At 51.6% G+C, this 21,655-nt stretch carries 20 protein-coding genes; all 20 read left to right on the top strand.

The genetic code is table 11. The features are described from left to right. Window positions 1-124 precede the first annotated feature (124 nt). The 20 genes from FYJ45_RS10775 to greA all read left to right on the top strand — a co-directional run bounded on the left by FYJ45_RS10775 (window position 125) and on the right by greA (window position 21,543). Window positions 125-352 (top strand): hypothetical protein, encoded by a 228-nt coding sequence (locus FYJ45_RS10775; RefSeq protein ID WP_154464575.1) that lies wholly within the window; start codon window positions 125-127, stop codon window positions 350-352. An 889-nt stretch (window positions 353-1,241) separates the two neighbouring features. Beyond that, window positions 1,242-2,111, top strand: a complete 870-nt coding sequence (locus FYJ45_RS10770) for a damage-control phosphatase ARMT1 family protein (protein ID WP_025487460.1) — start codon at window positions 1,242-1,244, stop codon at window positions 2,109-2,111. Between the two features lie 3 nt (window positions 2,112-2,114). Continuing rightward, complete coding sequence (locus tag FYJ45_RS10765) at window positions 2,115-5,564, top strand: DNA polymerase III subunit alpha (protein WP_154464574.1); 3,450 nt, start codon at window positions 2,115-2,117, stop codon at window positions 5,562-5,564. Between the two features lie 305 nt (window positions 5,565-5,869). Beyond that, entirely contained in the window at window positions 5,870-6,844 is a 975-nt protein-coding gene (gene pfkA, locus FYJ45_RS10760) for a 6-phosphofructokinase (RefSeq protein ID WP_021639676.1), read from the top strand. 135 nt (window positions 6,845-6,979) lie between these two features. Continuing rightward, on the top strand, window positions 6,980-8,323 hold the full coding sequence (locus FYJ45_RS10755; protein ID WP_021639678.1) for a TrkH family potassium uptake protein: 1,344 nt from the start codon (window positions 6,980-6,982) through the stop codon (window positions 8,321-8,323). A gap of 24 nt (window positions 8,324-8,347) precedes the next feature. After that, complete coding sequence (locus tag FYJ45_RS10750) at window positions 8,348-9,001, top strand: potassium channel family protein (protein WP_154464573.1); 654 nt, start codon at window positions 8,348-8,350, stop codon at window positions 8,999-9,001. Between the two features lie 24 nt (window positions 9,002-9,025). Next, window positions 9,026-9,802 (top strand): TrmH family RNA methyltransferase, encoded by a 777-nt coding sequence (locus FYJ45_RS10745; protein ID WP_154464572.1) that lies wholly within the window; start codon window positions 9,026-9,028, stop codon window positions 9,800-9,802. A 55-nt stretch (window positions 9,803-9,857) separates the two neighbouring features. After that, window positions 9,858-10,652: a pyrroline-5-carboxylate reductase gene (gene proC / locus FYJ45_RS10740; protein ID WP_154464571.1), complete on the top strand. Its 795-nt coding sequence runs from the start codon at window positions 9,858-9,860 to the stop codon at window positions 10,650-10,652. A gap of 360 nt (window positions 10,653-11,012) precedes the next feature. Next, complete coding sequence (locus FYJ45_RS10735; protein WP_154464570.1) at window positions 11,013-12,050, top strand: cell wall hydrolase; 1,038 nt, start codon at window positions 11,013-11,015, stop codon at window positions 12,048-12,050. 144 nt (window positions 12,051-12,194) lie between these two features. Beyond that, window positions 12,195-12,410, top strand: a complete 216-nt coding sequence (locus FYJ45_RS29565; protein WP_195841775.1) for a hypothetical protein — start codon at window positions 12,195-12,197, stop codon at window positions 12,408-12,410. A gap of 34 nt (window positions 12,411-12,444) precedes the next feature. Then, window positions 12,445-13,713, top strand: coding sequence for a cell wall hydrolase (locus tag FYJ45_RS10730; protein ID WP_195841774.1), 1,269 nt, complete (start codon window positions 12,445-12,447; stop codon window positions 13,711-13,713). Window positions 13,714-13,877: 164 nt separating this feature from the next. After that, window positions 13,878-14,321 carry an NfeD family protein gene (locus FYJ45_RS10725; protein WP_021636802.1) on the top strand — a complete coding sequence of 148 codons (444 nt, stop codon included), beginning with the start codon at window positions 13,878-13,880 and terminating at the stop codon, window positions 14,319-14,321. Window position 14,322: 1 nt separating this feature from the next. Beyond that, a complete protein-coding gene (locus FYJ45_RS10720; RefSeq protein WP_035322126.1) occupies window positions 14,323-15,246 on the top strand; it encodes an SPFH domain-containing protein in 924 nt (307 codons plus the stop codon). A 201-nt stretch (window positions 15,247-15,447) separates the two neighbouring features. Then, complete coding sequence (argF, locus tag FYJ45_RS10715) at window positions 15,448-16,440, top strand: ornithine carbamoyltransferase (RefSeq protein WP_154464568.1); 993 nt, start codon at window positions 15,448-15,450, stop codon at window positions 16,438-16,440. A 45-nt stretch (window positions 16,441-16,485) separates the two neighbouring features. Continuing rightward, a complete protein-coding gene (locus tag FYJ45_RS10710) occupies window positions 16,486-17,505 on the top strand; it encodes a biotin--[acetyl-CoA-carboxylase] ligase (protein WP_154464567.1) in 1,020 nt (339 codons plus the stop codon). Between the two features lie 204 nt (window positions 17,506-17,709). Further along, window positions 17,710-18,090, top strand: coding sequence for a DUF6145 family protein (locus FYJ45_RS10705; protein WP_021636806.1), 381 nt, complete (start codon window positions 17,710-17,712; stop codon window positions 18,088-18,090). 14 nt (window positions 18,091-18,104) lie between these two features. Next, window positions 18,105-18,875, top strand: a complete 771-nt coding sequence (locus FYJ45_RS10700; RefSeq protein WP_021636807.1) for a type III pantothenate kinase — start codon at window positions 18,105-18,107, stop codon at window positions 18,873-18,875. A gap of 81 nt (window positions 18,876-18,956) precedes the next feature. Further along, a complete protein-coding gene (gene dusB / locus FYJ45_RS10695) occupies window positions 18,957-19,913 on the top strand; it encodes a tRNA dihydrouridine synthase DusB (RefSeq protein WP_154464566.1) in 957 nt (318 codons plus the stop codon). Window positions 19,914-20,052: 139 nt separating this feature from the next. Then, window positions 20,053-20,859, top strand: a complete 807-nt coding sequence (locus FYJ45_RS10690; RefSeq protein WP_154464565.1) for a hypothetical protein — start codon at window positions 20,053-20,055, stop codon at window positions 20,857-20,859. A 201-nt stretch (window positions 20,860-21,060) separates the two neighbouring features. After that, window positions 21,061-21,543: a transcription elongation factor GreA gene (gene greA, locus FYJ45_RS10685; RefSeq protein ID WP_154464564.1), complete on the top strand. Its 483-nt coding sequence runs from the start codon at window positions 21,061-21,063 to the stop codon at window positions 21,541-21,543. Window positions 21,544-21,655 lie beyond the last annotated feature (112 nt).

Here is a 21,655-nt window from a genome sequence, read left to right as displayed (position 1 = left end):
AACTCCTCCTCCCGTGCTTTGTAGTGTAGCTTCTCACAAACTATTTTACAACACAGCGTAGAGAGTTGGAACACTTTCATTACTATTTGTGCCGCCAGCCGAAGGCGGCGGAATGGGGATTTATATGGAAAACAATACAATCACCCCTCAATTCTCACTGAAGACACTTCTATACAAATTACCCCCAAAATTATTTCTCATTGCCAATACCATTCTGTGGTTTGCCGCAGGCCTAATCATAACCCCGCTGCTGCAAAACCTGCTCCCTGTCACCCCTGCCGCCGCAGCCGCCTTCCTCGCCCTCACCGCAGGCTATGCCGGAGCGGTTGTTATTTTAATAAGAAGAAACTGATCGGGAATGGAAGGGCGCCTCAGGCCCAGTCCTATCCTCCCTGTCCCCAGCGGGGCGTCGTCCGGCTGGCTGTTTTGAGGGGGATGCTGTGGGGGTGTTTCCTGCTCCAGCCTCAAAAACGGGGTGTTTCTAACTGTCCCGGAATACCAGAATCCTGCCAACGCGGCTGAACTTCTCACACCAGCGGCTCTGCCGCTGGTGTTCGGCGGACAAGCCGCTAAGGACGGCATAATTCCGGTATCCCGCAACAGTAAGAAACATCCACCGTTTTTTCCAATGGAGCAGGAAATACCCCCACAGCATCCCCCTCAAAACAGCCAGCCGGACGACGCCCCACCGTGGACAGGGAGAATGGGACTGGACCTGAGGCTCTTTACCCGGCAGATTTTTTTATAAACGGACCATAAAAAAGTGTTCTAATTTACTGCCCGGGAAACAATATACTAAAGTGAGTAAACCTCAACTGTCCAACATCAATCTTTCCCTTCTTTACTCTCTTTTCTTTCTACCTTCCTTTTTACAATAATGTAGAGGCAGCCTTGAGAGCGGCGGGGGATGGGGGGCGGAAGGGGCGGGGGTTTTCGGGTTTCCTTTTCAGGCTATGGAGATGAGACTTAAAATTCTGGAAGGAACTGACAGAATTTTTGCCCAAGGCTCATCGCAATGCCCAGCCTGACAGGAACCCGAAAACCCCCGCCCCTTCCGCCCCCCCCCATCCCCCGCCGCTCTCAAGGCGTACCACTCCCTACATTCCATATTGTAAAAATCCCCCCCGCATGGTACAGTAATTGCAGTAATAATTTTTGTGGAAAACAGGAACCCTAAGGGCAGGAAGAATGTGTTATGCGCCCGCAGTTTTGGTCAGGGGTCGGAAAGGTCAGATAACGCAATGAAGCTGTGTGCATCCTGTATGCGCTGTCTTGTGGACAGGCAGGAAGAGAGAGTCAGGGGAATGGGGACTGAGGAGGACAGGGATGCCTTTATAAAGCAGGTCGCCCGGATTATCGGGGAAAGCAGCCCGCAGGACTCGGCACCTGTTCTGGTGGAGAGGATTAATGAAGTTTACCGCGGTATTTTCGGCCCGGTAACGGATTATGATAAGATTAAAAAGGAATTTAATGAGCTTATGTTATCGGTGGAGCCTGATATCCGGGCGGCGATGGCGGCGGGGGAGGATCCGCTGCATACGGCGTTTGTCTATGCGCGGGTTGCCAATTATATTGATTTCGGCATGGCCTCCAGCGTGGACAAGGAGACGCTTTTTCAGCTTCTGAATGAGGCGGCGCAGGATCGTATGGATGAGCAGGTATATGCCCGGCTGCTGGACGATTTGGAAAAGGCAGATAAAATGGTTTACATAACTGATAACTGCGGCGAGATCGTTTGCGATAAGCTGGTCGTTGAAGAAATGCAGAAGCGTTTTCCCGGATTGGATCTGACCGTTCTGGTGCGGGGGGAGAATACCCTGAATGATGCAACTATGGAGGACGCTGTCCAGGTGGGGCTGTGCGAGGTGGCTAAGGTAACGGGCAACGGCTGCGGCGTGGCAGGGACGCCTCTTGCCTATGTGGATGAACAGACGAGGCGGCTTCTGGACGAGGCGGATGTGATCCTGGCAAAGGGACAGGGTAATTTTGAAACCATGCATGGCTGCGGCCTGAATGTCTATTATTCCTTCCTCTGTAAATGCGACTGGTTCCAGCAAAGGTTCGGAATGGAAAAAAACAAGGGCATGTTTGTCCGGGAAAGGAGTCAATAATCCATGGCATTTGCACATCTTCACGTCCATACGGAATACAGCCTTCTGGACGGGTCGAATAAGATAAAAGAGTATGTAAAACGGGTAAAAGAACTGGGCATGGACAGCGCGGCCATCACCGACCATGGAGTGATGTATGGCGTAATTGATTTCTACCGGGCTGCGAAGGAAGCGGGAATCAAGCCCATCCTGGGCTGTGAGGTCTATGTGGCGCCCAATTCCCGTTTTGATAAGGAGCTGACCGGCGGGGACGACCGGTATTACCATCTGGTGCTGCTGGCGGAAAACAATACCGGCTATGCCAATCTGATGAAAATTGTGAGCAAGGGCTTTACGGAGGGCTATTACTATAAGCCCCGTGTGGATATGGAGATTCTGAACCGTTACCATGAGGGCATTATCGCCCTGTCCGCCTGTCTTGCAGGAGAAGTGGCCAGGAATATCCAGAAGGGCCTCATAGACGAAGCCAAAAAGTCGGCGCTTAAGTACCAGGAATGCTTTGGCAAGGGGAATTTTTTCCTGGAGCTGCAGGATCACGGTATCCCGGCGCAGCATACGGTGAATACGGCGCTGCTTTCCATAAGCAAGGATCTTGATATCCCTCTGGTAGCCACCAACGACGTGCATTATACCTATAGAGAGGACGAGAAGCCTCATGATATCCTGCTGTGTATCCAGACCGGGAAGAAGCTGGCGGACGAGGACCGTATGCGCTACGAGGGCGGCCAGTATTATGTAAAGAGCGAGGAAGAAATGAAGGGGCTGTTCCCCTACGCCTGGGAGGCGGTGGAGAATACCCAGTCCATAGCGGACCGCTGTAATGTGGAAATCGAATTCGGCGTGACAAAGCTGCCTCATTTTGAGGTGCCCGAAGGCTATGATTCCTGGGGCTATCTGAATAAGCTGTGCGACGACGGGCTTAAAGAACGTTACCCTGAGGATGACGGTACGCTCAGGGAACGGCTGGATTATGAGCTTGGCATTATCAAACGCATGGGCTATGTGGATTATTTCCTCATCGTCTGGGATTTTATTAATTATGCCAAAAGCAACGATATCATGGTAGGCCCCGGAAGAGGCTCGGCGGCTGGCAGCATTGTGTCCTACTGCCTGAAAATAACGAATATTGATCCTATTAAATATAATCTGCTTTTTGAACGTTTCCTCAATCCGGAGCGTGTGTCCATGCCGGATATTGATATTGACTTCTGCTTCGAAAGAAGGCAGGAGGTCATCGACTACGTGGGAAGAAAATACGGCTCTGAAAAGGTAGTGCAGATCGTCACCTTCGGTACCATGGCGGCCAAGGGTGTTATCCGGGATGTGGGCCGGGTAATGGATCTTCCCTATTCCTATGTGGACGGTATCGCAAAAATGATACCCAATGAGCTGAACGTGACCATTGACAGGGCGCTGCAGGCCAATCCGGAGCTGAGAAAGCTCTATGAATCCGATGAGCAGGTAAAGGTCCTTATTGATATGAGCAAGCGCCTGGAGGGTCTTCCCAGACATACCTCCATGCATGCTGCCGGCGTGGTTATCTGTCCGGAGAGCGCGGACGAATTTGTGCCGCTTTCCCGCGGTTCCGACGGCTGCATTACCACCCAGTTCACCATGACGACGCTGGAGGAGCTGGGCCTTCTGAAAATGGACTTCCTGGGGCTGCGTACCCTTACGGTAATCCAGAACGCGGTGCGCCTGGTGGAAAAGGACACCGGTGTGAAGCTGGATATGGACAATGTGGATTTTAACGACAAAGCTGTCCTGGATTCCATCGGAACAGGCAGGACGGACGGCGTGTTCCAGGTGGAAAGCGGCGGGATGAAAAACTTCATGAAGGAGCTCAAGCCCCAGAACCTGGAGGATATCATCGCAGGAATTTCCCTGTACCGGCCGGGCCCCATGGACTTTATCCCGCGCTATATTAAGGGCAAGAACAATGCGGCCAGCATCACCTATCTCTGCCCGCAGCTGAAGCCGATTCTGGAGCCGACCTACGGCTGTATTGTGTACCAGGAGCAGGTAATGCAGATCGTGCGTGATCTGGGCGGTTATACCATGGGACGAAGCGACCTGGTGCGCCGTGCCATGAGCAAGAAAAAACAGTCGGTTATGGAGAAGGAACGTTCGAACTTTATTTACGGCAACGAGGAAGAAGGCGTTCCGGGCTGTGTGAGCAACGGGATTTCCGCGGAAGTTGCGGGGACGATTTATGAAGAAATGATGGATTTTGCCAAATATGCCTTCAACAAGTCCCATGCGGCCTGCTACGCGGTGGTTTCCTACCAGACCGCTTATCTGAAGTATTACTATCCCGTGGAATTCATGGCGGCGCTGCTTACGTCCGTCATTGATAACCCGGGCAAGGTTTCCGAATATATCCTCACCTGCCGATCCATGGGCATTAAAATCCTCCCTCCGGATATCAATGAAGGAGAGGCCGGTTTTTCCGTGTCCGGCGGTTCCATCAGGTATGCGTTGACCGCAATTAAGGGCGTGGGAAGGCCTGTGATCGATCAGGTTACCGCGGAACGTGAGGCAAGAGGCCCGTTTTTGAGCATTCAGGATTTCGTGACCCGCATGGCTAACTCCGAAGTCAACAAACGGACGGTGGAAAATTTTATCAAATCAGGCACCTTCGACGGGCTTGGCGGCACAAGAAAACAGTTTATGAGCGTTTTTGTGCAGATGATGGATGCCCAGCAGCATAATAAAAAGAATAACCTGGCGGGCCAGATGAGCCTTTTTGATCTGGTGGATGAGGAAGACAAGGGCGAATTTGAAATCCGCCTGCCCGACGTGGGGGAATATTCCAAGGAGCTGCTCCTGGGCTTTGAGAAGGAGGTCCTTGGCATTTATGTCAGCGGACATCCCCTGGAGGAATATGAGCAGACCTGGAGGAAGCACATTACAAGAACAACGGCGGATTTCCTGCTGGATGAGGAAACCGGGGAAATGAATGTGCGCGATCAGGAACGGGTGACCATAGGCGGCATGATTTCCGATAAAAAAATCAAGTATACCAGGAACGATAAGGTGATGGCATTCCTGACCCTAGAAGATCTGGTGGGCACTGTGGAGGTTGTTGTTTTTCCCAAGGTTTATGAGCAGGAAAGCGCCAAACTGACGGAGGACAGCAAGGTGTTCATCAAAGGCCGCGCCTCCGCGGAGGAGGATCGGGACGGCAAGCTGATCTGTGAATCCATCCAGGCCTTTGACGATATCAGGAAGACACTGTGGATTAAATTCCCCACAAAGGAAGCATATGAGAAGACGGAAAAAGCGCTGCTGGAGCTTCTTGCCCAGTCCGACGGAAATGACGGCGTCGTTATCTATGTGGAAAATCCCAAGGCCAAAAAGGCGCTGCCGCCCAACAGGAATGTGAAGGCGGATAAGGAGCTGGTGTCCAGATTATCGGAGCTGTACGGGGAAAGCAATATCAGGGTGGTTTAAAATCAGGTTACAGTTCCGACAGGTCTGCGCATTTACTGCCCTGACCGTAAGAAAGAGATTCAGAAATGCCAAAATCCATCGTCAGGGACGATTCAGGATGGATTCCGGCAGTAACTGTGAAGGGACGGGACAGTTAAAAATGTGCAGCGCCGGAAGCACGGAATCCGAGAAAAGGATTGAAAACAAACCGTGTATAGATTAAAATAAAAACAAGATCAGTTAAGAAAAGACGCCAAAAAGAGGTGCTGCAAAATGGGACACCATTTCACGATGACCGCACAGGGCGGCAGACTGGAGGATAATTCATGGCAAAGGCTATTAAAACTATTGGAATATTGACAAGCGGCGGCGATGCGCCGGGAATGAACGCGGCAATCCGCGCCGTTGTCAGGAAGGCGATCAGCAACGGAGTTAAGGTAAAGGGAATCAAGAGAGGCTATCAGGGCCTTTTAAATGAAGAAATCGTGGATATGCAGGCCCGCAGCGTTTCCGATATCATTCAGAGAGGCGGAACCGTGCTGGGCACAGCCCGCTGCCAGGAATTTAAGACGGAGGCCGGACAGAAGAAGGGTGCGGAAATCTGCCATAAGCATGGCATCGACGGTCTGGTGGTTATCGGCGGGGACGGCTCCTATCAGGGAGCGCAGGCTCTCTCGCGTCACGGCATCAACACCATAGGCCTTCCCGGCACCATTGATTTGGATATTGCCTGTACGGATTATACGATCGGGTTTGACACGGCGGTGAATACGGCCATGCAGGCAATCGATAAGGTAAGGGACACCTCATCCTCCCATGAACGCTGCAGCATTATTGAGGTAATGGGCAGGAATGCCGGTTATATTGCCCTCTGGTGCGGTGTTGCCAACGGCGCGGAGGATATCCTTCTTCCTGAAAAATACGATTATAATGAGCAGAACATCATCAACAACATCATCAACAACAGAAAACGGGGCAAAACCCATCATCTGATTATCAATGCGGAGGGTATCGGACATTCCACCTCCATGGCAAGAAGAATCGAAGCAGCCACAGGTGTGGAAACCAGGGCGACGATCCTGGGCTACATGCAGCGAGGCGGAAGCCCTACCTGTAAGGATCGCTATTATGCCTCCATTATGGGCTGCCTTGCGGCGGATATCCTCTGCGAGGGTAAAACTAACCGGGTTATCGGTTACCGCCACGGCGAATTCCAGGATTTTGACATCGAGGATGCGCTGGCAATGCAGAAGGATATTCCGGAATACGAATACAGAATCAGCAAGCTGCTTGCAATTTAAGAATGCTGAATCAGAAAGGAAATAAAGGCGTCCGGTGTGAACCGGCGCCTTCCTGTTTATTCCCGCGGCCTGTTTACGGGGACTTAACAGAAGGTAACTGTGCGGGACTTAAACAGTTACGATGGAAGATTAATTATGCTGACTAAGAAAAAACAGAAAATGCCGTATACCAGAATGCTTGCCCTGGGCTTTGCCCTCATTATACTGATGGGAGCGCTTCTTTTATGCCTCCCGGTTTCCACCCGCAGCAGGGAATGGATGCCCTTTCTGGACGCCCTGTTTACGGCTACCTCGGCCACCTGCGTGACCGGTCTGGTGGTGGCGGATACCTATCAGAACTGGAGCCTGTTCGGACAGCTGGTCATTTTGACCCTGATACAGATCGGAGGCCTGGGCTTCATCACTATCGGCAGCTATATCGCGGTCCTTTTGAAAAAGAAAATCGGGCTGAAGGAAAGGGAGGCCATCCATGAAAGCGTGAGCACCATTGAACTGGCCGGCGTGGTAAAGCTGGTCCGCAAGATTGTGATGGGCACCTTTGCCTTTGAGCTGACAGGCGCCCTGCTGCTATCCATCCGCTTTGTGCCGCAGTATGGGTTCTGGAGAGGCTGTTATATGGGGATTTTCCATGCGATTTCAGCTTTCTGCAACGCCGGCTTTGACCTGATGGGCAGAAATGAGGCTTACAGCTCGCTGGTGGCGTATGAAGGGGATATCCTGGTGAATCTGACCATTATGGCCTTGATTATAATCGGCGGGGCAGGCTTCCTTGTCTGGGATGATATCCACAGAAACAGACTGAATTTCAAAAAATATCTTCTGCACACCAAGATCGTACTGATTACCACAGGGATCCTGATTTTCGGCGGAGCCCTGCTTTTTTACCTGATGGAAAAGGACAATGTGCTGGCCGGAATGAATGTCAGGGAGAGGATTTTGGGCTCCCTGTTCAGCTCGGTAACGCCCAGGACTGCGGGCTTTAACAGTGTGGACACCGCCGCGCTGAAGGATTCCAGCAAATTTTTAACGATGGTTCTTATGTTTATCGGCGGCAGCCCCGGTTCTACGGCGGGCGGCGTGAAAGTGACCACTGCGGTCGTCATGGTTCTTTCCACCATAGCCATGGTGCGGGGGACCCATGGAGTCAATATTCTGGACAGACGTCTGGAGGAGAGCGCGGTAAAGAGAGCCAGCGCCATTGTTACCATCGACCTGGGACTGGCCGTGGCAGCGGCCCTCATTATCATGTCGGCGCAGCCGCTGAAGCTTTCGGACGCGCTGTTTGAGGTGTTTTCCGCCATTGGGACGGTGGGAATGACAACGGGAATTACCAGGGAACTGGTGCCGTTGTCCCGTATCGTCATCATTTTGCTCATGTACTGCGGCAGGCTGGGAAGCCTGACCTTTACCCTTGTTTTTGCCAGAAGCAAGCCGGAGCCTCCGGTGAAGCAGCCGGTGGAAAAAATTGTGGTGGGATAATTCTAAGGAGGATAAATAATTACTATGAAATCTATGCTTGTTATCGGTTTGGGGCGTTTTGGGCAGCATCTTGCCTCCAACCTTCTCGACCTGGGAAATGATGTCATGATAATTGACAGTGATGAAAGGAAGCTGGAAGGCCTTGTTCCCTACGCTACCAGCTCCAAAATCGGGGACTGCACGAATCCTGAAGTGCTGCGCAGCCTTGGAATCGGCAATTTTGACGTGATTTTTATCTGTATCGGCACGAACTTCCAGAGCAGCCTGGAAATTACCAGCCTGGTAAAGGAAATGGGCGGAAAGCATGTGGTGAGCAAGGCGACCAGGGATATTCAGGCCAAATTCCTGCTGCGCAACGGCGCGGACGAGGTTATTTATCCGGAAAAGGATATTGCCGAGCGCTGTGCGGCCAGGTTCAGCATGGATAATGTGTTTGATTATATTGAAATCTCTTCCAAATACGGTATTTATGAAATCAGCCCGTTGAAGGAATGGGTGGGCAAATCCATCCGGGAATCTAACATTGCGGCGCGCTACCGCGTTACGATCATCGGGATTAAGAAGGAAGGCTGCGAATCCCACATCATGCCCTCTGCGGATGATTTCATAGAGGATGGGGAGCATCTGATTGTGCTTGCTTCCCACGAGACTGCCAGAAAGCTGTTAAAGCAGCTGTAGGCCGCAGAAAGGCAGGAACAGTTAATGATTACATCGGCATCCAACACCCGTGTTAAAAAAGTGGCCGCGCTGAACCAGAAGGCAAAGGAGCGCAGGCAGGAGGGCAAATACGTGGTGGAAGGCGTGAAAATGTTTCTGGAAGCGCCGGAAAAAGAAATTGAAGAAATATATGCCATGGAAGGCTTTCAGAATGCGGCCTGTATGGAGAAGCTGGCCGGACGTCCCTTTGAAACCGTGTCGGAGGAGGTCTTCCGCAGGATGAGTGATACCGCGGCGCCGCAGGGAATCCTGTGCGTAATGCGGCAGAAAAAATATGCGCTTGCAGACCTTCTTGCAGCAAAGAACCCGCTGCTCATGATTCTGGAGGATATCCAGGATCCGGGCAATCTGGGGACCATATTGCGCACCGGGGAGGGCGCCGGAATCGGAGGCGTTATCATGAGCCGGGAAACGGCGGATATTTATAATCCCAAAACCATACGTTCCACCATGGGAAGCATTTACCGGGTGCCGTTCGTCTATGTTTCCTCCCTGGAGGAGACGTCAGTGCAGCTGAAGGCAGCGGGAATCCGTCTGTTTGCGGCACATCTGAAGGGAAAAAGCTGGTACGACGGCGAAGATTACCGGAAGGGCAGCGCCTTTTTGATCGGCAATGAAGGAAACGGCCTGCGGGAGGAAACCGCCGCGCTGGCCGATACCTATATCAAAATCCCCATGGAGGGTCGCGTGGAATCTCTCAACGCCGCCATGGCATCAGGGATTCTCATGTATGAGGCGGCAAGGCAGCGCCGCGGAGGATGAAAACAATGCACCGGGAAAAAGGACAGAAAGCGGAAGCAATCAGGAAGGAGCGAATATGACAATAGGATTCATCGGACTTGGAAATATGGCCCGGGCCGTCATCGGCGGCATGCTGGACAAGGGTATCGTAAAGCCGGAGGACATCTGCGGCAGTGCGAAAACGGAAGCTACCAGAAAAAAAATGGAGGACAGCTGTAAAATCCGTACCGCATCCTGCAACAGGGAAGTGGCGGAACAGGCGGAAATACTTGTGCTTGCGGTAAAGCCCCAGTTTTTTGAAGAAGTCATTGAAGAAATAAAAGGTATTTCCTGGGAAGGCAAAACGATAATCAGCCTGGCGCCGGGAAAAACCATAGCATGGCTTCAGGAAAAATTCGGACAGAGGCTTCCTGTGGTCAGATGCATGCCCAATACGCCTGCGCTGGTAGGGGAAGGCTGTACGGGCGTCTGCGCCTCACCGGAGGTCGGTTCAAAGGCCCGGGATACGGTGCTGGAGATTCTCGGAAGCTTCGGAAAGGCGGTGGAGGTTTCTGAGAAAATGATGGATGTGGTGGGCGCAGTCAGCGGAAGTTCCCCGGCCTTTGTTTTCCTGTTTATCGAGGCCCTTGCGGACGGGGCGGTAGCGGAAGGAATGCCCCGGGCGCAGGCCTATGAATTCGCGGCCCAGGCGGTGCTTGGAAGCGCGAAGCTGGTTCTGGAAACCGGCAGCCACCCCGGAGAACTGAAGGATATGGTATGCTCTCCCGGAGGCACGACCATTCAGGGGATAAAGATGCTGGAGAAAAATAATTTCCGCGGCACAGTAATGGATGCGGTCATTACCTGTGTGGAAAAATCGAGAAAAATGTAATAATTGTAACAATTAGATAATCTTCTGAAGAAAATCTTAAGAAAAGTTGCTCCCTGCGTAGAAAAAAGTACGCGGGAGCAACTTTTTTGCAATAAAATATTAAGAAAAAAAGAATAATATGTAAAAACTATGTCGAAATAATATAAAAAATAATTGTTAAAACATAAATTTTACTTCCTTATAATATTGATTTAAAGCGCAAAAGTGGTCGAAAACCCTGAGTTTTAGCGGATTGTATTGAGGGGTTGACAAATGGGCATAATGTTGATATGATATCAGACGTAACATTTGTTAACAACTTTGTAACAATTGTGAAAAAGTTCCCACTGACCCAGGGAACGCTGAAATTGGAGGTTATTTATGAACACAAATGGCAGAAGGTTGTGGAAGCATGCTGCCGGATGGCTGACAGGTATTATGGTGCTCAGCTCCGCATGCGGAACAACCGCTATGGCAAATGGTGTGATGCTGGTTGAAACGGCCAGTGTGGCAGATGTCCATGCAGAAGCTGATGATACCTCTCCGGTGCTGGCAACGTTATCCGGGACACAGGCTAAGGTCCTTGAGAACAGCGGCAGATGGATGAAGGTACAGGTCGGTGATATCACCGGCTGGGTGGAAAGCGAGCACCTGACAGACGGCAGTGATACATTAGATGATATCGCGCCGGTAAACCCGGAGGAAACACAGAATCCGGGCGATACGGAAGAGCAGACAGAACAGACACAGGATTTACAGACAGAAGAGACCCATCCCGCCGACACAGCCGCTCAGGACAGAATGTCTGAGAGCAGTTCGAACGGAACCGATTCTGCGGCTAAGGATAACTTCGCGGCTGAAGAAGCGGCAAGGAAAGCAGCCGAGGAAGCGCAAAAGGCCGCGGAAGAAGCGGCAAGAATCGCAGCCGAGGAAGCACAGAAGGCCGCGGAAGAAGCGGCAAGAATCGCAGCTGAGGAAGCACAGAAGGCGGCCGAAGAAGCGGCAAGAATCGCAGCCGAGCAGGCGCAGGCAGCCGCGGTTCAGGCGGCACAGCAGGCGGTTATCGCGCAGTCGGGCGTTACCCCCCAGGATGTGGAGCTGCTTGCAGCGCTCATCCAGTGTGAAGCCGGCGGCGAGCCCTATGTGGGCCAGGTTGCGGTTGGCAGCGTGGTTATGAACCGTGTGGAAGCTGCAGAACATCCAAGCAGTATTCCGGATGTTATCTATGCGGCCGGCCAGTTCAGCCCGGTAAGGAACGGAAGCCTTTCCAGAACCCTTTCCACCGGCGATATCAGTCAGTCCTGCAGACAGGCGGCCATTGAAGCGCTTGCAGGTTCCGAGCCTGTAGGAGATAAGCTTTATTTCCGAAGGGTAAACGGAAGACATGGGCAGGTCATCGGCAATCATGTTTTTTATTAATTGAATAGTAACTGTTCAGTAGGGCGAAAATATTGGATGTTCTGAACTGTTACATTGGATAAAACGAAACAGACAAAAGAGCAAAAGGCGGTTGGAGTATATATTATCCAGCCGTCTTTTTTTCTTACCTGCCACAGGCGGCATATGAAAAATAAGTTATCAACAATAACAGTTGAACTCCCTGGTGTTGTTACTGCTAATATGTCTGTTTTTTTACAAAACTTGACAAATTTTGCAACAATTGTTAACATGTTTGTAATATCTGGCGGGAAGCGGAGCGGAATTAGAAGGCTGTCCCGCGGCGGGAATTATGGAACAGCTATTTTTCAATATCTTATCTGTGCCGCAGAGGCGGCATGAGGGGAAGTGTAAAACACTTTACAGGGGTTATACTATGAAAGTATTGAGAAAACACAGCATTGCATTTTTTATGAGGCGGACGCTGCTGTTTGCCGCCGTATGTATGCTCATGGCAGGGATACAGTCCAGCGCGCAGGGAAGCAGCGGAGAGCGGCTGGGGGCGGGCGTTGCGGAGATCCTGGATGAGGAAGCGGATGTACCCGATTTACAGAACGCGGATACGGATGCTACGGAGAAGGACGGGGAAAAGGATATCCTTATTGCCGAAGCCCTGCAGACAGGCACCGTGGGAGAAGCGGTGATTACCGACAGAATACCTGGCGGAGAAAAGGCCGTGGAGGAAGCGGCGGATACGGATTGCGATCTGGTTATGGCCAACGTGTCCAATACGCTGAATGTAAGACAGGAGCCGGACGAGGAAGCGAAGAAGGTAGGCTACCTTTACGCGGACTGCGGCGGGACGGTACTGGAAAGAAAGAATGGCTGGACGAAGCTGAAATCAGGTGACCTTACCGGCTGGGCCAAGGACGAATTCCTTTTGTTCGGACAGAAAGCGCTGGAGGAGGCTAAGAAGGTGGGGAGAACGGTAGCCACGGTTACCGGAGATACTCTGCGTATCCGTAAGGAGCCTGCGGCCGATGCGGCGGTATACGATCTGGCTGCAAGAGGAGAAATTTTCCGGATAGTGGATGCGGGAGAGCTGGAATTCAGCGACGGCATCCGGCTGAATGCAGATTGGGCGGCCGTGGACTACGAAGGCCGCACCGGTTATGTGTCTGCAGACTACATCACTGTGGATTTCGAACTGGACGAGGGTGAGACTCTGGAGGAAATAGCGGCAAGGGAAGCTGCACAGAAGGAAGCCCAGGCCCAGACCCTGCTTCAGGCGCGGGATGGGAAGGCATTGGAAAAAGCAGGACGTACAGGCGGCAGAAATATAGAAAACTCAGGCGCAGTGCCTGCAGGGACCAGCGATGCTGTTCTGCTGGCGGCGCTGATCCAATGTGAAGCGGGAAGCGAAATTTATGAAGGACAGCTTGCGGTAGGCGCGGTGGTAATCAACCGGGTGAAAAGCGGTTCCTACCCCAACAGTGTTTCCGGGGTTATCTATGCATCCGGACAGTTCGGCCCTGCGGGAACCGGCAAGGTAGCCAGGCTCATCCAGAGCGGAAATATTAAAGCCAGCTGCCTCCAGGCGGCCAACGAGGCTCTGGCAGGCTCCACAAATGTGGGAACCGCCACCCATTTCAGACGTGCAGGCAGCCGGGAAGGCATTGTTATCGGCAATCATGTATTCTGGTAAAGGATGCTTTGTATAAAAGGCGGCGGCAACCGCCCAAGCAGGGACACGAACAGGGTGTGAACAGTAACGGGACTGCAGCATTGCGTCCATCGGCCTGAAACAAATGATTGAATATCTTTTTATTATATAGTATTATGTAGGAAAGCCGAAAAGGAGGGATTTGTATGAACCAGGTTGTATTCTGGCTGATTTTGCTTATTATTCTGGTTGCCATTGAGATTGCAACTATGGGTCTTACCACCATCTGGTTTGCGGGCGGAGCATTCGTCGCAATCATAGCAGCGGCTTTCGACGCACCGTTGTATGTGCAGATAACGTTGTTTCTGAGCGTGTCGGTGGTGCTTCTGCTTTTCACAAGACCGATCGCAATGAAGTATTTTAACAGAGACAGGATCAAGACCAACGCGGAAAGCCTGATAGGCAAGCAGGCTATTGTCACAGAGGAAGTGGATAACCTGATGGCCGCCGGCACGGTAAGCGTGGATGGACAGGAATGGACCGCCAGGAATGTGATGGACGGTGTGAAGCTTCCCAGGGGAACCATCGTGATTATACGCGCCATCAGCGGGGTCAAACTAATCGTAGAAGAAAGAAATGAGGGAATGTAGTATGGCTGGAGCAATTGTGCTGTTAATTATTCTTGTACTTATCATCATCCTGCTGGCATCATGTATCAAGATTGTACCGCAGGCTCAGGCATATGTTGTGGAAAGGCTGGGCGCCTACCAGGGGACCTGGAGTGTGGGCCTGAAATTAAAAATGCCTTTTATTGATAAGATTGCCAGAAAGGTGAACCTGAAGGAGCAGGTGGTTGATTTCGCTCCCCAGCCGGTTATCACCAAGGACAACGTTACTATGCGGATAGATACGGTAGTATTTTTCCAGATTACCGATCCCAAGCTGTATACCTATGGCGTGGAAAATCCCATCATGGCTATTGAGAACCTGACGGCTACCACGCTTCGTAATATCATCGGCGACCTGGAGCTGGATCAGACCCTGACCTCCAGAGAGACCATCAATACCAAAATGCGCGCGTCCCTGGACGTTGCCACCGACCCCTGGGGAATTAAAGTAACCAGAGTCGAACTGAAGAATATCATACCTCCGGCGGCCATCCAGGACGCCATGGAGAAGCAGATGAAGGCGGAACGTGAAAGACGTGAGTCCATCCTCCGGGCGGAAGGTGAGAAGAAGTCCACCATCCTTGTAGCGGAAGGTAAGAAGCAGTCCGCGATTCTGGAAGCGGAAGGCGAGAAGCAGTCTGCCATCCTTCATGCGGAAGCTGAGAAGGAGAAGATGATTCGGGAAGCGGAAGGTGAAGCGGAAGCTATCCTGAAGGTACAGCAGGCCGCAGCTGACGGTATCCGTTTTATCAAAGAAGCAGGAGCGGATGATGCGGTGCTCAAGATCAAGAGCCTGGAGGCCTTTGAAAAGGCAGCTGACGGCAAGGCGACCAAGATCATTATCCCATCCGAAATCCAGGGACTTGCAGGAATGCTGGCCTCTGCCAAGGAAGTGCTCAATAGCTGACAGCAAATACCCCGCGTAAGAAGCGGGGCATTTGAACCCCGTGCAGCCGCCGGGTGGGCGCGTTGACGCGTCCGTCCGGTTCGTTGTACGCGGGAATAAACCGGTAACTATATAAAAGACATGGATAAGTCTCACATCAAAGACGATCAGGATGTGGGACTTTTTCGTCAGAAGGAATGGAGAAAGAGAGGAGAGACTGCTATGGACTTAAAAGGACGTCACTTTTTGAAATTAATGGATTATACGCCGGAGGAGATTACATACCTGCTGGATCTGGCTGCTGATTTGAAGGACAAGAAGAAAAAAGGCATTCCGGTCAATTGTTTCCAGGGGAAGAACGTAGCCCTGATTTTTGAAAAAACAAGCACCAGGACCAGATGCTCCTTTGAGGTTGCCGCCCATGATCTGGGCCTGGGAACCACCTATCTGGATCCTTCAGGCTCCCAGATTGGCAAGAAGGAAAGCATTGCCGATACTGCCAGGGTGCTGGGAAGAATGTATGAAGGAATTGAATACCGCGGCTTCGGACAGGCGATTGTGGAAGAGCTGGCCGCTAATGCGGGAGTTCCTGTATGGAATGGCCTGACCAATGAATTCCATCCCACCCAGATGTTGGCGGATCTTCTGACCATCAGAGAGCATCTGGGCCGTATTAAGGGCGTAAAGCTTGTATACATGGGCGATGCCCGCTATAATATGGGCAATTCCTATATGGTGGCCTGTGCGAAAATGGGCATGCATTTTACTGCCTGCGCGCCGAAGGCATACTTCCCGTCCCAGGAGCTGGTGAACCAGTGTAAGGTTATTGCATCGGAAAACGGCGGAAGCATCACCCTGACCGAGGATGCCATGGCGGGAACCAGGGATGCGGATGTCATCTGCACCGACGTATGGGTATCCATGGGTGAACCGGACTATGTATGGGAGGAGAGGATCAGCCTGCTTTCCCCGTATCAGGTGAATAAAGCGATTATGGACAATGCGGCAAATGCTATTTTCATGCATTGCCTTCCTGCGTTCCATGATCTGAATACGAGGATCGGAAAAGAGATAGGGGAAAAATTCGGCATCAGTGAAATGGAGGTTACCAACGAGGTGTTTGAATCCCCTGCCTCCGTGGTATTTGATGAAGCGGAAAACAGGATGCATACTATCAAGGCGGTCATGGCGGCCTCACTTGGTTATGAATTCTGAAAATAACAGGCAGGCCAAAAACCTCAAAGGAGCGCTGACGGATATATGAAATCGGAAATACTCACCCTGCTGAGAGAAGGAATGCGCAGGGGGAATGCACAGGACGGAAGCCAGGAATATATATCGGGACAGGAGCTTTGCAGCCGGTTCGGCGTTTCCCGCACCGCTGTATGGAAGGTGATGAACCAGCTGAAGGCGGAGGGCTATGAGATAGAAGCGGTACAGAACAAAGGCTACCGTCTGAAGGCCTCCCCGGATGTGGTGGGGGAAAATGAAATCAAAAGCCGTTTTGAGAACCGGGGAGAAGGTCATTGGGCGGGATGCCGCCTGATGTATTTCCCGGAAACGGGTTCTACGAATATCGATGCCAAAAAGGCGGCTGAGGAAGGTGCGCCGGAGGGAACGCTGGTGGTGACGGACTGCCAGAATACGGGCCGCGGCCGGAGGGGACGAAGCTGGGCCTCCCCTAAGGGATGCAATCTCTATTTTACCCTCCTGCTGCGCCCTGAATGCAAGCCGGAGCAGGCCTGCATGCTCACCCTTGTTATGGCTCTTGCCGCGGCGGAGGCTGTGGAGGAGCTTGGCATTAAAGCTGGCATTAAATGGCCCAACGATATTGTAGTGCACGGCAAAAAGGTCTGCGGCATCCTGACGGAAATGAGCGCGGAGCCTGACTACATCCATTACGTGGTCATAGGCTGCGGCATCAACGTCAATCAGATGGATTTCCCGGAGGAAATCAGGGCAACTGCAACGTCCCTTGCCCTGGAAAAAGGGGAAAGGATCACCCGTTCCGCCCTGCTTTTGTCCATCATGGAGCATTTCGAAAGGGCTTATAATAAATTTCGGGAAACCTGGAATCTCACGGCCCTGCTCCCCGCATATCACAGCTATCTTCTGAATAAGGATGCCCGGGTGCGGGTCCTTGACCCGAAAGGCGAATTCTGTGGCACGGCCAGAGGCATTAACGAAGCAGGGGAGCTTCTTGTGGAAAAAGAAGACGGGGAGCTTGCCAGGGTATACGCCGGCGAAGTTTCCGTACGCGGCGTGTACGGCTACGTGTAATATTTGGTAACAGCTCAGGACGGCGGGAATATTGGTGCATAAGCGGGCGTTAAGCCTGCTTATAAGACCATTTATGCACCAATATTTACATCGGATGAACATCCGATGCTTTTTGAATGGCAGAGCCATTCAAGAAGATGCGCCCTCCCGGACAGTTACTATAATGCGTGAAGTAACAGATTATAAAAGACAGGCGGACAGAACATGGAAGAAAGATGGAAAACCGGCAGAACGGAGGACGGGCGCATGCTCCTGTGCGGCGCCAACTCCTATGAGCAGAAATATTATTTTAACCCTGATTTTAACAAACTGCCCCAGTCCGTTCAGGACGAGCTGCATATTCTGTGCGTGCTTTATACTGAGGAAGTGGGCGGTATTTTTACCATACTCTTTGAACCGGACGGCGGCGTGACCCTGGAAACCACGGCTGCTGAAGAGGATTTCCTCTATGATGAGGTGAGCAGCGGGCTTCTTCTGGGTGAAATCAGAAGAAAAAGAAGGGAACTTCTTGAGTCCCTCAGCCTTTATTACAGAGCCATGGTGCTCCATGAAAACGTAGCGGATTTTCTGGATGAAGAAGAATAGAACAGGAGAACAGCATGATATTAGTAATTGATGTAGGCAATACCAATATTACCTTCGGCGTATACGAAGGGAAAAAATTAGTCACCACCTTCCGCATGATGTCCAAGCTGCCCCACACCTCGGACGAATACGGAATGAGCATCAGGCAGCTTCTGATGTTTGACGGAATCTCCAAAGAGCAGATTGAGGGAACCATCCTGGCAAGCGTGGTCCCCAATATCATGCATTCCCTTGTGGGCGGCATTACGCGCTACCTGGGAACCCCGCCCCTCATTGTAGGAGCAGGCACAAAGACCGGTATCCGCATCATCACCGAAAGCCCCAAGGAAATCGGCCCCGACCGTATTGTAGACGCAGTGGCAGCCTATGAAAAGTACGGCGGCCCCGTCCTTGTTCTTGACTTCGGGACGGCAACCACCTATGACTATGTCACTGCAGACGGCTGCTTTGCTGCGGGCATTACGGCTCCCGGCATCCGTATTTCTGCCAAAGCCCTCTGGGAAGATACGGCCAGGCTCCCTGTAGTGGAAATTAAGAAGCCCAAAAGCATCCTGGCCCAGGAAACCATCTCCAGTATGCAGGCAGGCCTTGTCTATGGCCAGATAGGACAGACCGAATATATCGTCAATGCCGTGAAAAAGGAAACCGGCTTGCCGGATATGAAGGTAGTGGCTACCGGCGGCCTGGGCCGTATTATTGCCGACGAAACGGACGTCATAGATATCTACGACGCCGCCCTTACCATGGAAGGCCTGCGTTATATTTACGAAAAGAACCGCAGATAGCTTCACGGATTATCGGATTCCGAAGCAGCCAGACGGGACAATATTCTGGGGCGTCATCCCTCTCATGAAAGGAATGTAAAGATGGCAAAAGTGCAAATTGGCAATGTGACTTTGGAAAACCAGGTATTTCTGGCACCAATGGCAGGCGTAACCGACCTGCCATTTCGTCTGCTCTGCCGCGAAATGGGAACCGGCCTCGTATGCAGCGAAATGGTGAGCGCCAAAGCCATATATTATAAAAACAAGAATACGGAAAGCCTTTTGGAAATCGATGAAAAAGAACGCCCTGTATCTCTTCAGCTCTTCGGCTCCGATCCGGAACTGATGGCGGAAATGGCAAAAAGAATTGAAGAAAGGCCTTTTTCCATTCTGGATATCAATATGGGCTGCCCCGTACCCAAGGTTGTAAATAATGGAGAAGGTTCCGCCCTCATGAAAGATCCTCTTCTTGCAGGAAAAATTATTTCGGCCGTGGCCGGAGCGCTTCATAAGCCCGTAACCGTTAAAATCAGGAAGGGCTTTGACGACAGCTGCGTCAATGCGGTGGAAATCGCCCGTATTGCCCAGGAAAGCGGCGCCGCCGCTGTAGCGGTGCATGGCAGGACAAGAGAGCAGTATTACGCCGGACAAGCGGATTGGGACATCATTGCCCGGGTAAAGGCGGCGGTAAGCATACCGGTAATCGGAAACGGTGATGTGACCGGACCGGAAGCGGCGGAGCGCATGCTGAAGGAAACAGGCTGCGATGCGGTGCTTATCGGACGGGCTGCCAGAGGAAACCCATGGATTTTCCACCGAACCATTCACTATCTGGATACCGGGGAGCTGCCGCCCAGTCCACCAATAGAGGAGGTGCGGGAGATGATGCTGAGGCATGCCGCCCTTTTGACGGAGTATAAGGGAGAATATACGGCTATCCGGGAAATGCGCAAGCATGTCTGCTGGTATACGGCCGGCTATCCTCATTCCGCCAGGCTGAGGGAACGCATCAATGAAATGGAGACAATGCAGGATCTGGAGGAGGTCATCCGCGGCTGAGCCTGTGCAAAGCCATCTTCCGAAAGCTGTCTTTTAAAAATCGCTTTTTGAAAATAAAAAATCGCTGCATGAAAACAGGGCGAACGGCATACCCTTAACCATGGTATATATAGATGCTTTTTTACCCTGGGACAGGGATATGGCAAAAAGAGCCCGGCATACCGGGAAGGGATTTATCCGGCGGCGGATCATGGGAAACAGGCCATTGGAGTGGACCGTTTTAGAGGAGGAAATACAGTTCAGGTTTCACATGCTTCCCGAAGGCTGGATGAAAAAGACAGAAAAGCTCTGCGGACGGCTGTTGGAGGCTGTGGCCGAAGCTGCGGGAGGAAATCAGATCTGGATGGCGCCGGAGCTTAGGAATATCCTGGGAAAAACTAAGGCCGGTGCGGTATTTAGTTCCCTGCCTGTTCCGGAGCCTGCGTTAATGCGCCTTCTCTGGAAGCAGCAGGGATTCTTTCCGTATATGACCATAATTATGCCTGATTTCGGGAAGGAAGACTTTTATGAGGAAATAGAAGCGGAGGCGGAGCTTGTCAGGGAATTTCTGGAAGGTGATTATGACGGGCTGAACGGCCTTTTGCTGGTCAGCCGGGCGCTGGAGGGCGGCCTGCAGATCTCCCTGGAGGAGGAAGTCCCTTACTACAGCCATATCTATCAGGATACGGGACTCCCGGTCATCTGCGCGGGCAGCCCGGCTGTTGCGGGTTCCCGGGGAAGCATATGTATTGATATGCGGCCCGGTTACAGGATTGCGTTCCGCCGTCTGCCGGAAAATACGATCTATCTGGATATGACCTCGGAGGCGGAGAAGGAACGGCTGCTTTGTGCCAAAAGAAAGGATATTTCTTATGTGAGTGCTTTGAATATTCTTGACACTTATGTGAGAAAAAGGTATAATACGAACCGTTACCAGGAGTCTGATGATAATCAGCCGTATAAGTAGAAACGTTTTTACAGACTGCGGAACGCGGAATATGGTCAGACAGTTAAATTGAAGACTAGATGAGGCAGGCGGAACGGATATGGCAATGCTTATGTGAAGGCACTGCCATATTCTAATGCTGACCGTAAATTATAGTATGTCCGTTCCGGCAGGAGCGCGGGCGGGAAAAGGAATCTGCAGGAATAAGAAAGGGAGAGAAACATGGAAGAGAAGAAAAATATCCTTACCTATGAAGGACTTCGCAAGTATGAGGATGAGCTGCACAACTTGAAGGTGGTTAAGAGACAGGAAGTGGCTCAGAAGATCAAAGAGGCAAGAGAGCAGGGCGACCTCTCCGAAAATGCGGAATATGATGCTGCAAAGGACGAGCAGCGCGATATCGAAGCAAGAATTGAAGAGCTGGAGAAGCTTCTGAAGAATGCGGAAGTGGTCGTGGAAGACGAAGTGGATCTGGAGAAGATCAACATCGGCTGCCGCGTTAGAATTCTGGACATGGAATATAATGAAGAAATGGAATACAAGATTGTCGGTTCCACCGAGGCAAACAGCCTGAAGGGAAAGATCTCCAACGAATCTCCCGTAGGCAAGGCTCTTATCGGCGCTAAGGTAGGGGATATTGTAGAAGTGGAAACGCAGGCAGGCACCATCACATATAAGGTACTGGAGATTCAGCGTTCCAACTGATGCCGGAAGAATTTCAGTATGACAGGTTTATATGCTTTTAAGGACACTTTCAGGAGAAAATCTGAGAGTGTCTTTTTTATGATTTTACTTTTTCTTTCATGGAACTGATTGA

The sequence above is a fragment of the Eisenbergiella porci genome (assembly GCF_009696275.1).
In the GTDB taxonomy this organism is placed as follows: domain Bacteria; phylum Bacillota; class Clostridia; order Lachnospirales; family Lachnospiraceae; genus Eisenbergiella; species Eisenbergiella porci.
This window is presented reverse-complemented; position numbering and strand designations above follow the sequence as displayed.

Bases quoted from the DNA above. Each gene is read 5' to 3' on its own strand.
- argF (WP_154464568.1), top strand. From the start codon at position 15,448: ATGGACTTAAAAGGACGTCACTTTTTGAAATTAATGGATTATACGCCG.
- FYJ45_RS10705 (WP_021636806.1), top strand. From the start codon at position 17,710: ATGGAAGAAAGATGGAAAACCGGCAGAACGGAGGACGGGCGCATGCTC.
- FYJ45_RS10765 (WP_154464574.1), top strand. From the start codon at position 2,115: ATGGCATTTGCACATCTTCACGTCCATACGGAATACAGCCTTCTGGAC.
- FYJ45_RS10725 (WP_021636802.1), top strand. From the start codon at position 13,878: ATGAACCAGGTTGTATTCTGGCTGATTTTGCTTATTATTCTGGTTGCC.
- FYJ45_RS10720 (WP_035322126.1), top strand. From the start codon at position 14,323: ATGGCTGGAGCAATTGTGCTGTTAATTATTCTTGTACTTATCATCATC.
- FYJ45_RS10755 (WP_021639678.1), top strand. From the start codon at position 6,980: ATGCTGACTAAGAAAAAACAGAAAATGCCGTATACCAGAATGCTTGCC.
- FYJ45_RS10770 (WP_025487460.1), top strand. From the start codon at position 1,242: ATGAAGCTGTGTGCATCCTGTATGCGCTGTCTTGTGGACAGGCAGGAA.
- FYJ45_RS10730 (WP_195841774.1), top strand. From the start codon at position 12,445: ATGAAAGTATTGAGAAAACACAGCATTGCATTTTTTATGAGGCGGACG.
- pfkA (WP_021639676.1), top strand. From the start codon at position 5,870: ATGGCAAAGGCTATTAAAACTATTGGAATATTGACAAGCGGCGGCGAT.
- FYJ45_RS29565 (WP_195841775.1), top strand. From the start codon at position 12,195: ATGAAAAATAAGTTATCAACAATAACAGTTGAACTCCCTGGTGTTGTT.
- proC (WP_154464571.1), top strand. From the start codon at position 9,858: ATGACAATAGGATTCATCGGACTTGGAAATATGGCCCGGGCCGTCATC.
- FYJ45_RS10710 (WP_154464567.1), top strand. From the start codon at position 16,486: ATGAAATCGGAAATACTCACCCTGCTGAGAGAAGGAATGCGCAGGGGG.
- FYJ45_RS10690 (WP_154464565.1), top strand. From the start codon at position 20,053: ATGGCAAAAAGAGCCCGGCATACCGGGAAGGGATTTATCCGGCGGCGG.
- dusB (WP_154464566.1), top strand. From the start codon at position 18,957: ATGGCAAAAGTGCAAATTGGCAATGTGACTTTGGAAAACCAGGTATTT.
- FYJ45_RS10700 (WP_021636807.1), top strand. From the start codon at position 18,105: ATGATATTAGTAATTGATGTAGGCAATACCAATATTACCTTCGGCGTA.
- greA (WP_154464564.1), top strand. From the start codon at position 21,061: ATGGAAGAGAAGAAAAATATCCTTACCTATGAAGGACTTCGCAAGTAT.
- FYJ45_RS10775 (WP_154464575.1), top strand. From the start codon at position 125: ATGGAAAACAATACAATCACCCCTCAATTCTCACTGAAGACACTTCTA.
- FYJ45_RS10735 (WP_154464570.1), top strand. From the start codon at position 11,013: ATGAACACAAATGGCAGAAGGTTGTGGAAGCATGCTGCCGGATGGCTG.
- FYJ45_RS10745 (WP_154464572.1), top strand. From the start codon at position 9,026: ATGATTACATCGGCATCCAACACCCGTGTTAAAAAAGTGGCCGCGCTG.
- FYJ45_RS10750 (WP_154464573.1), top strand. From the start codon at position 8,348: ATGAAATCTATGCTTGTTATCGGTTTGGGGCGTTTTGGGCAGCATCTT.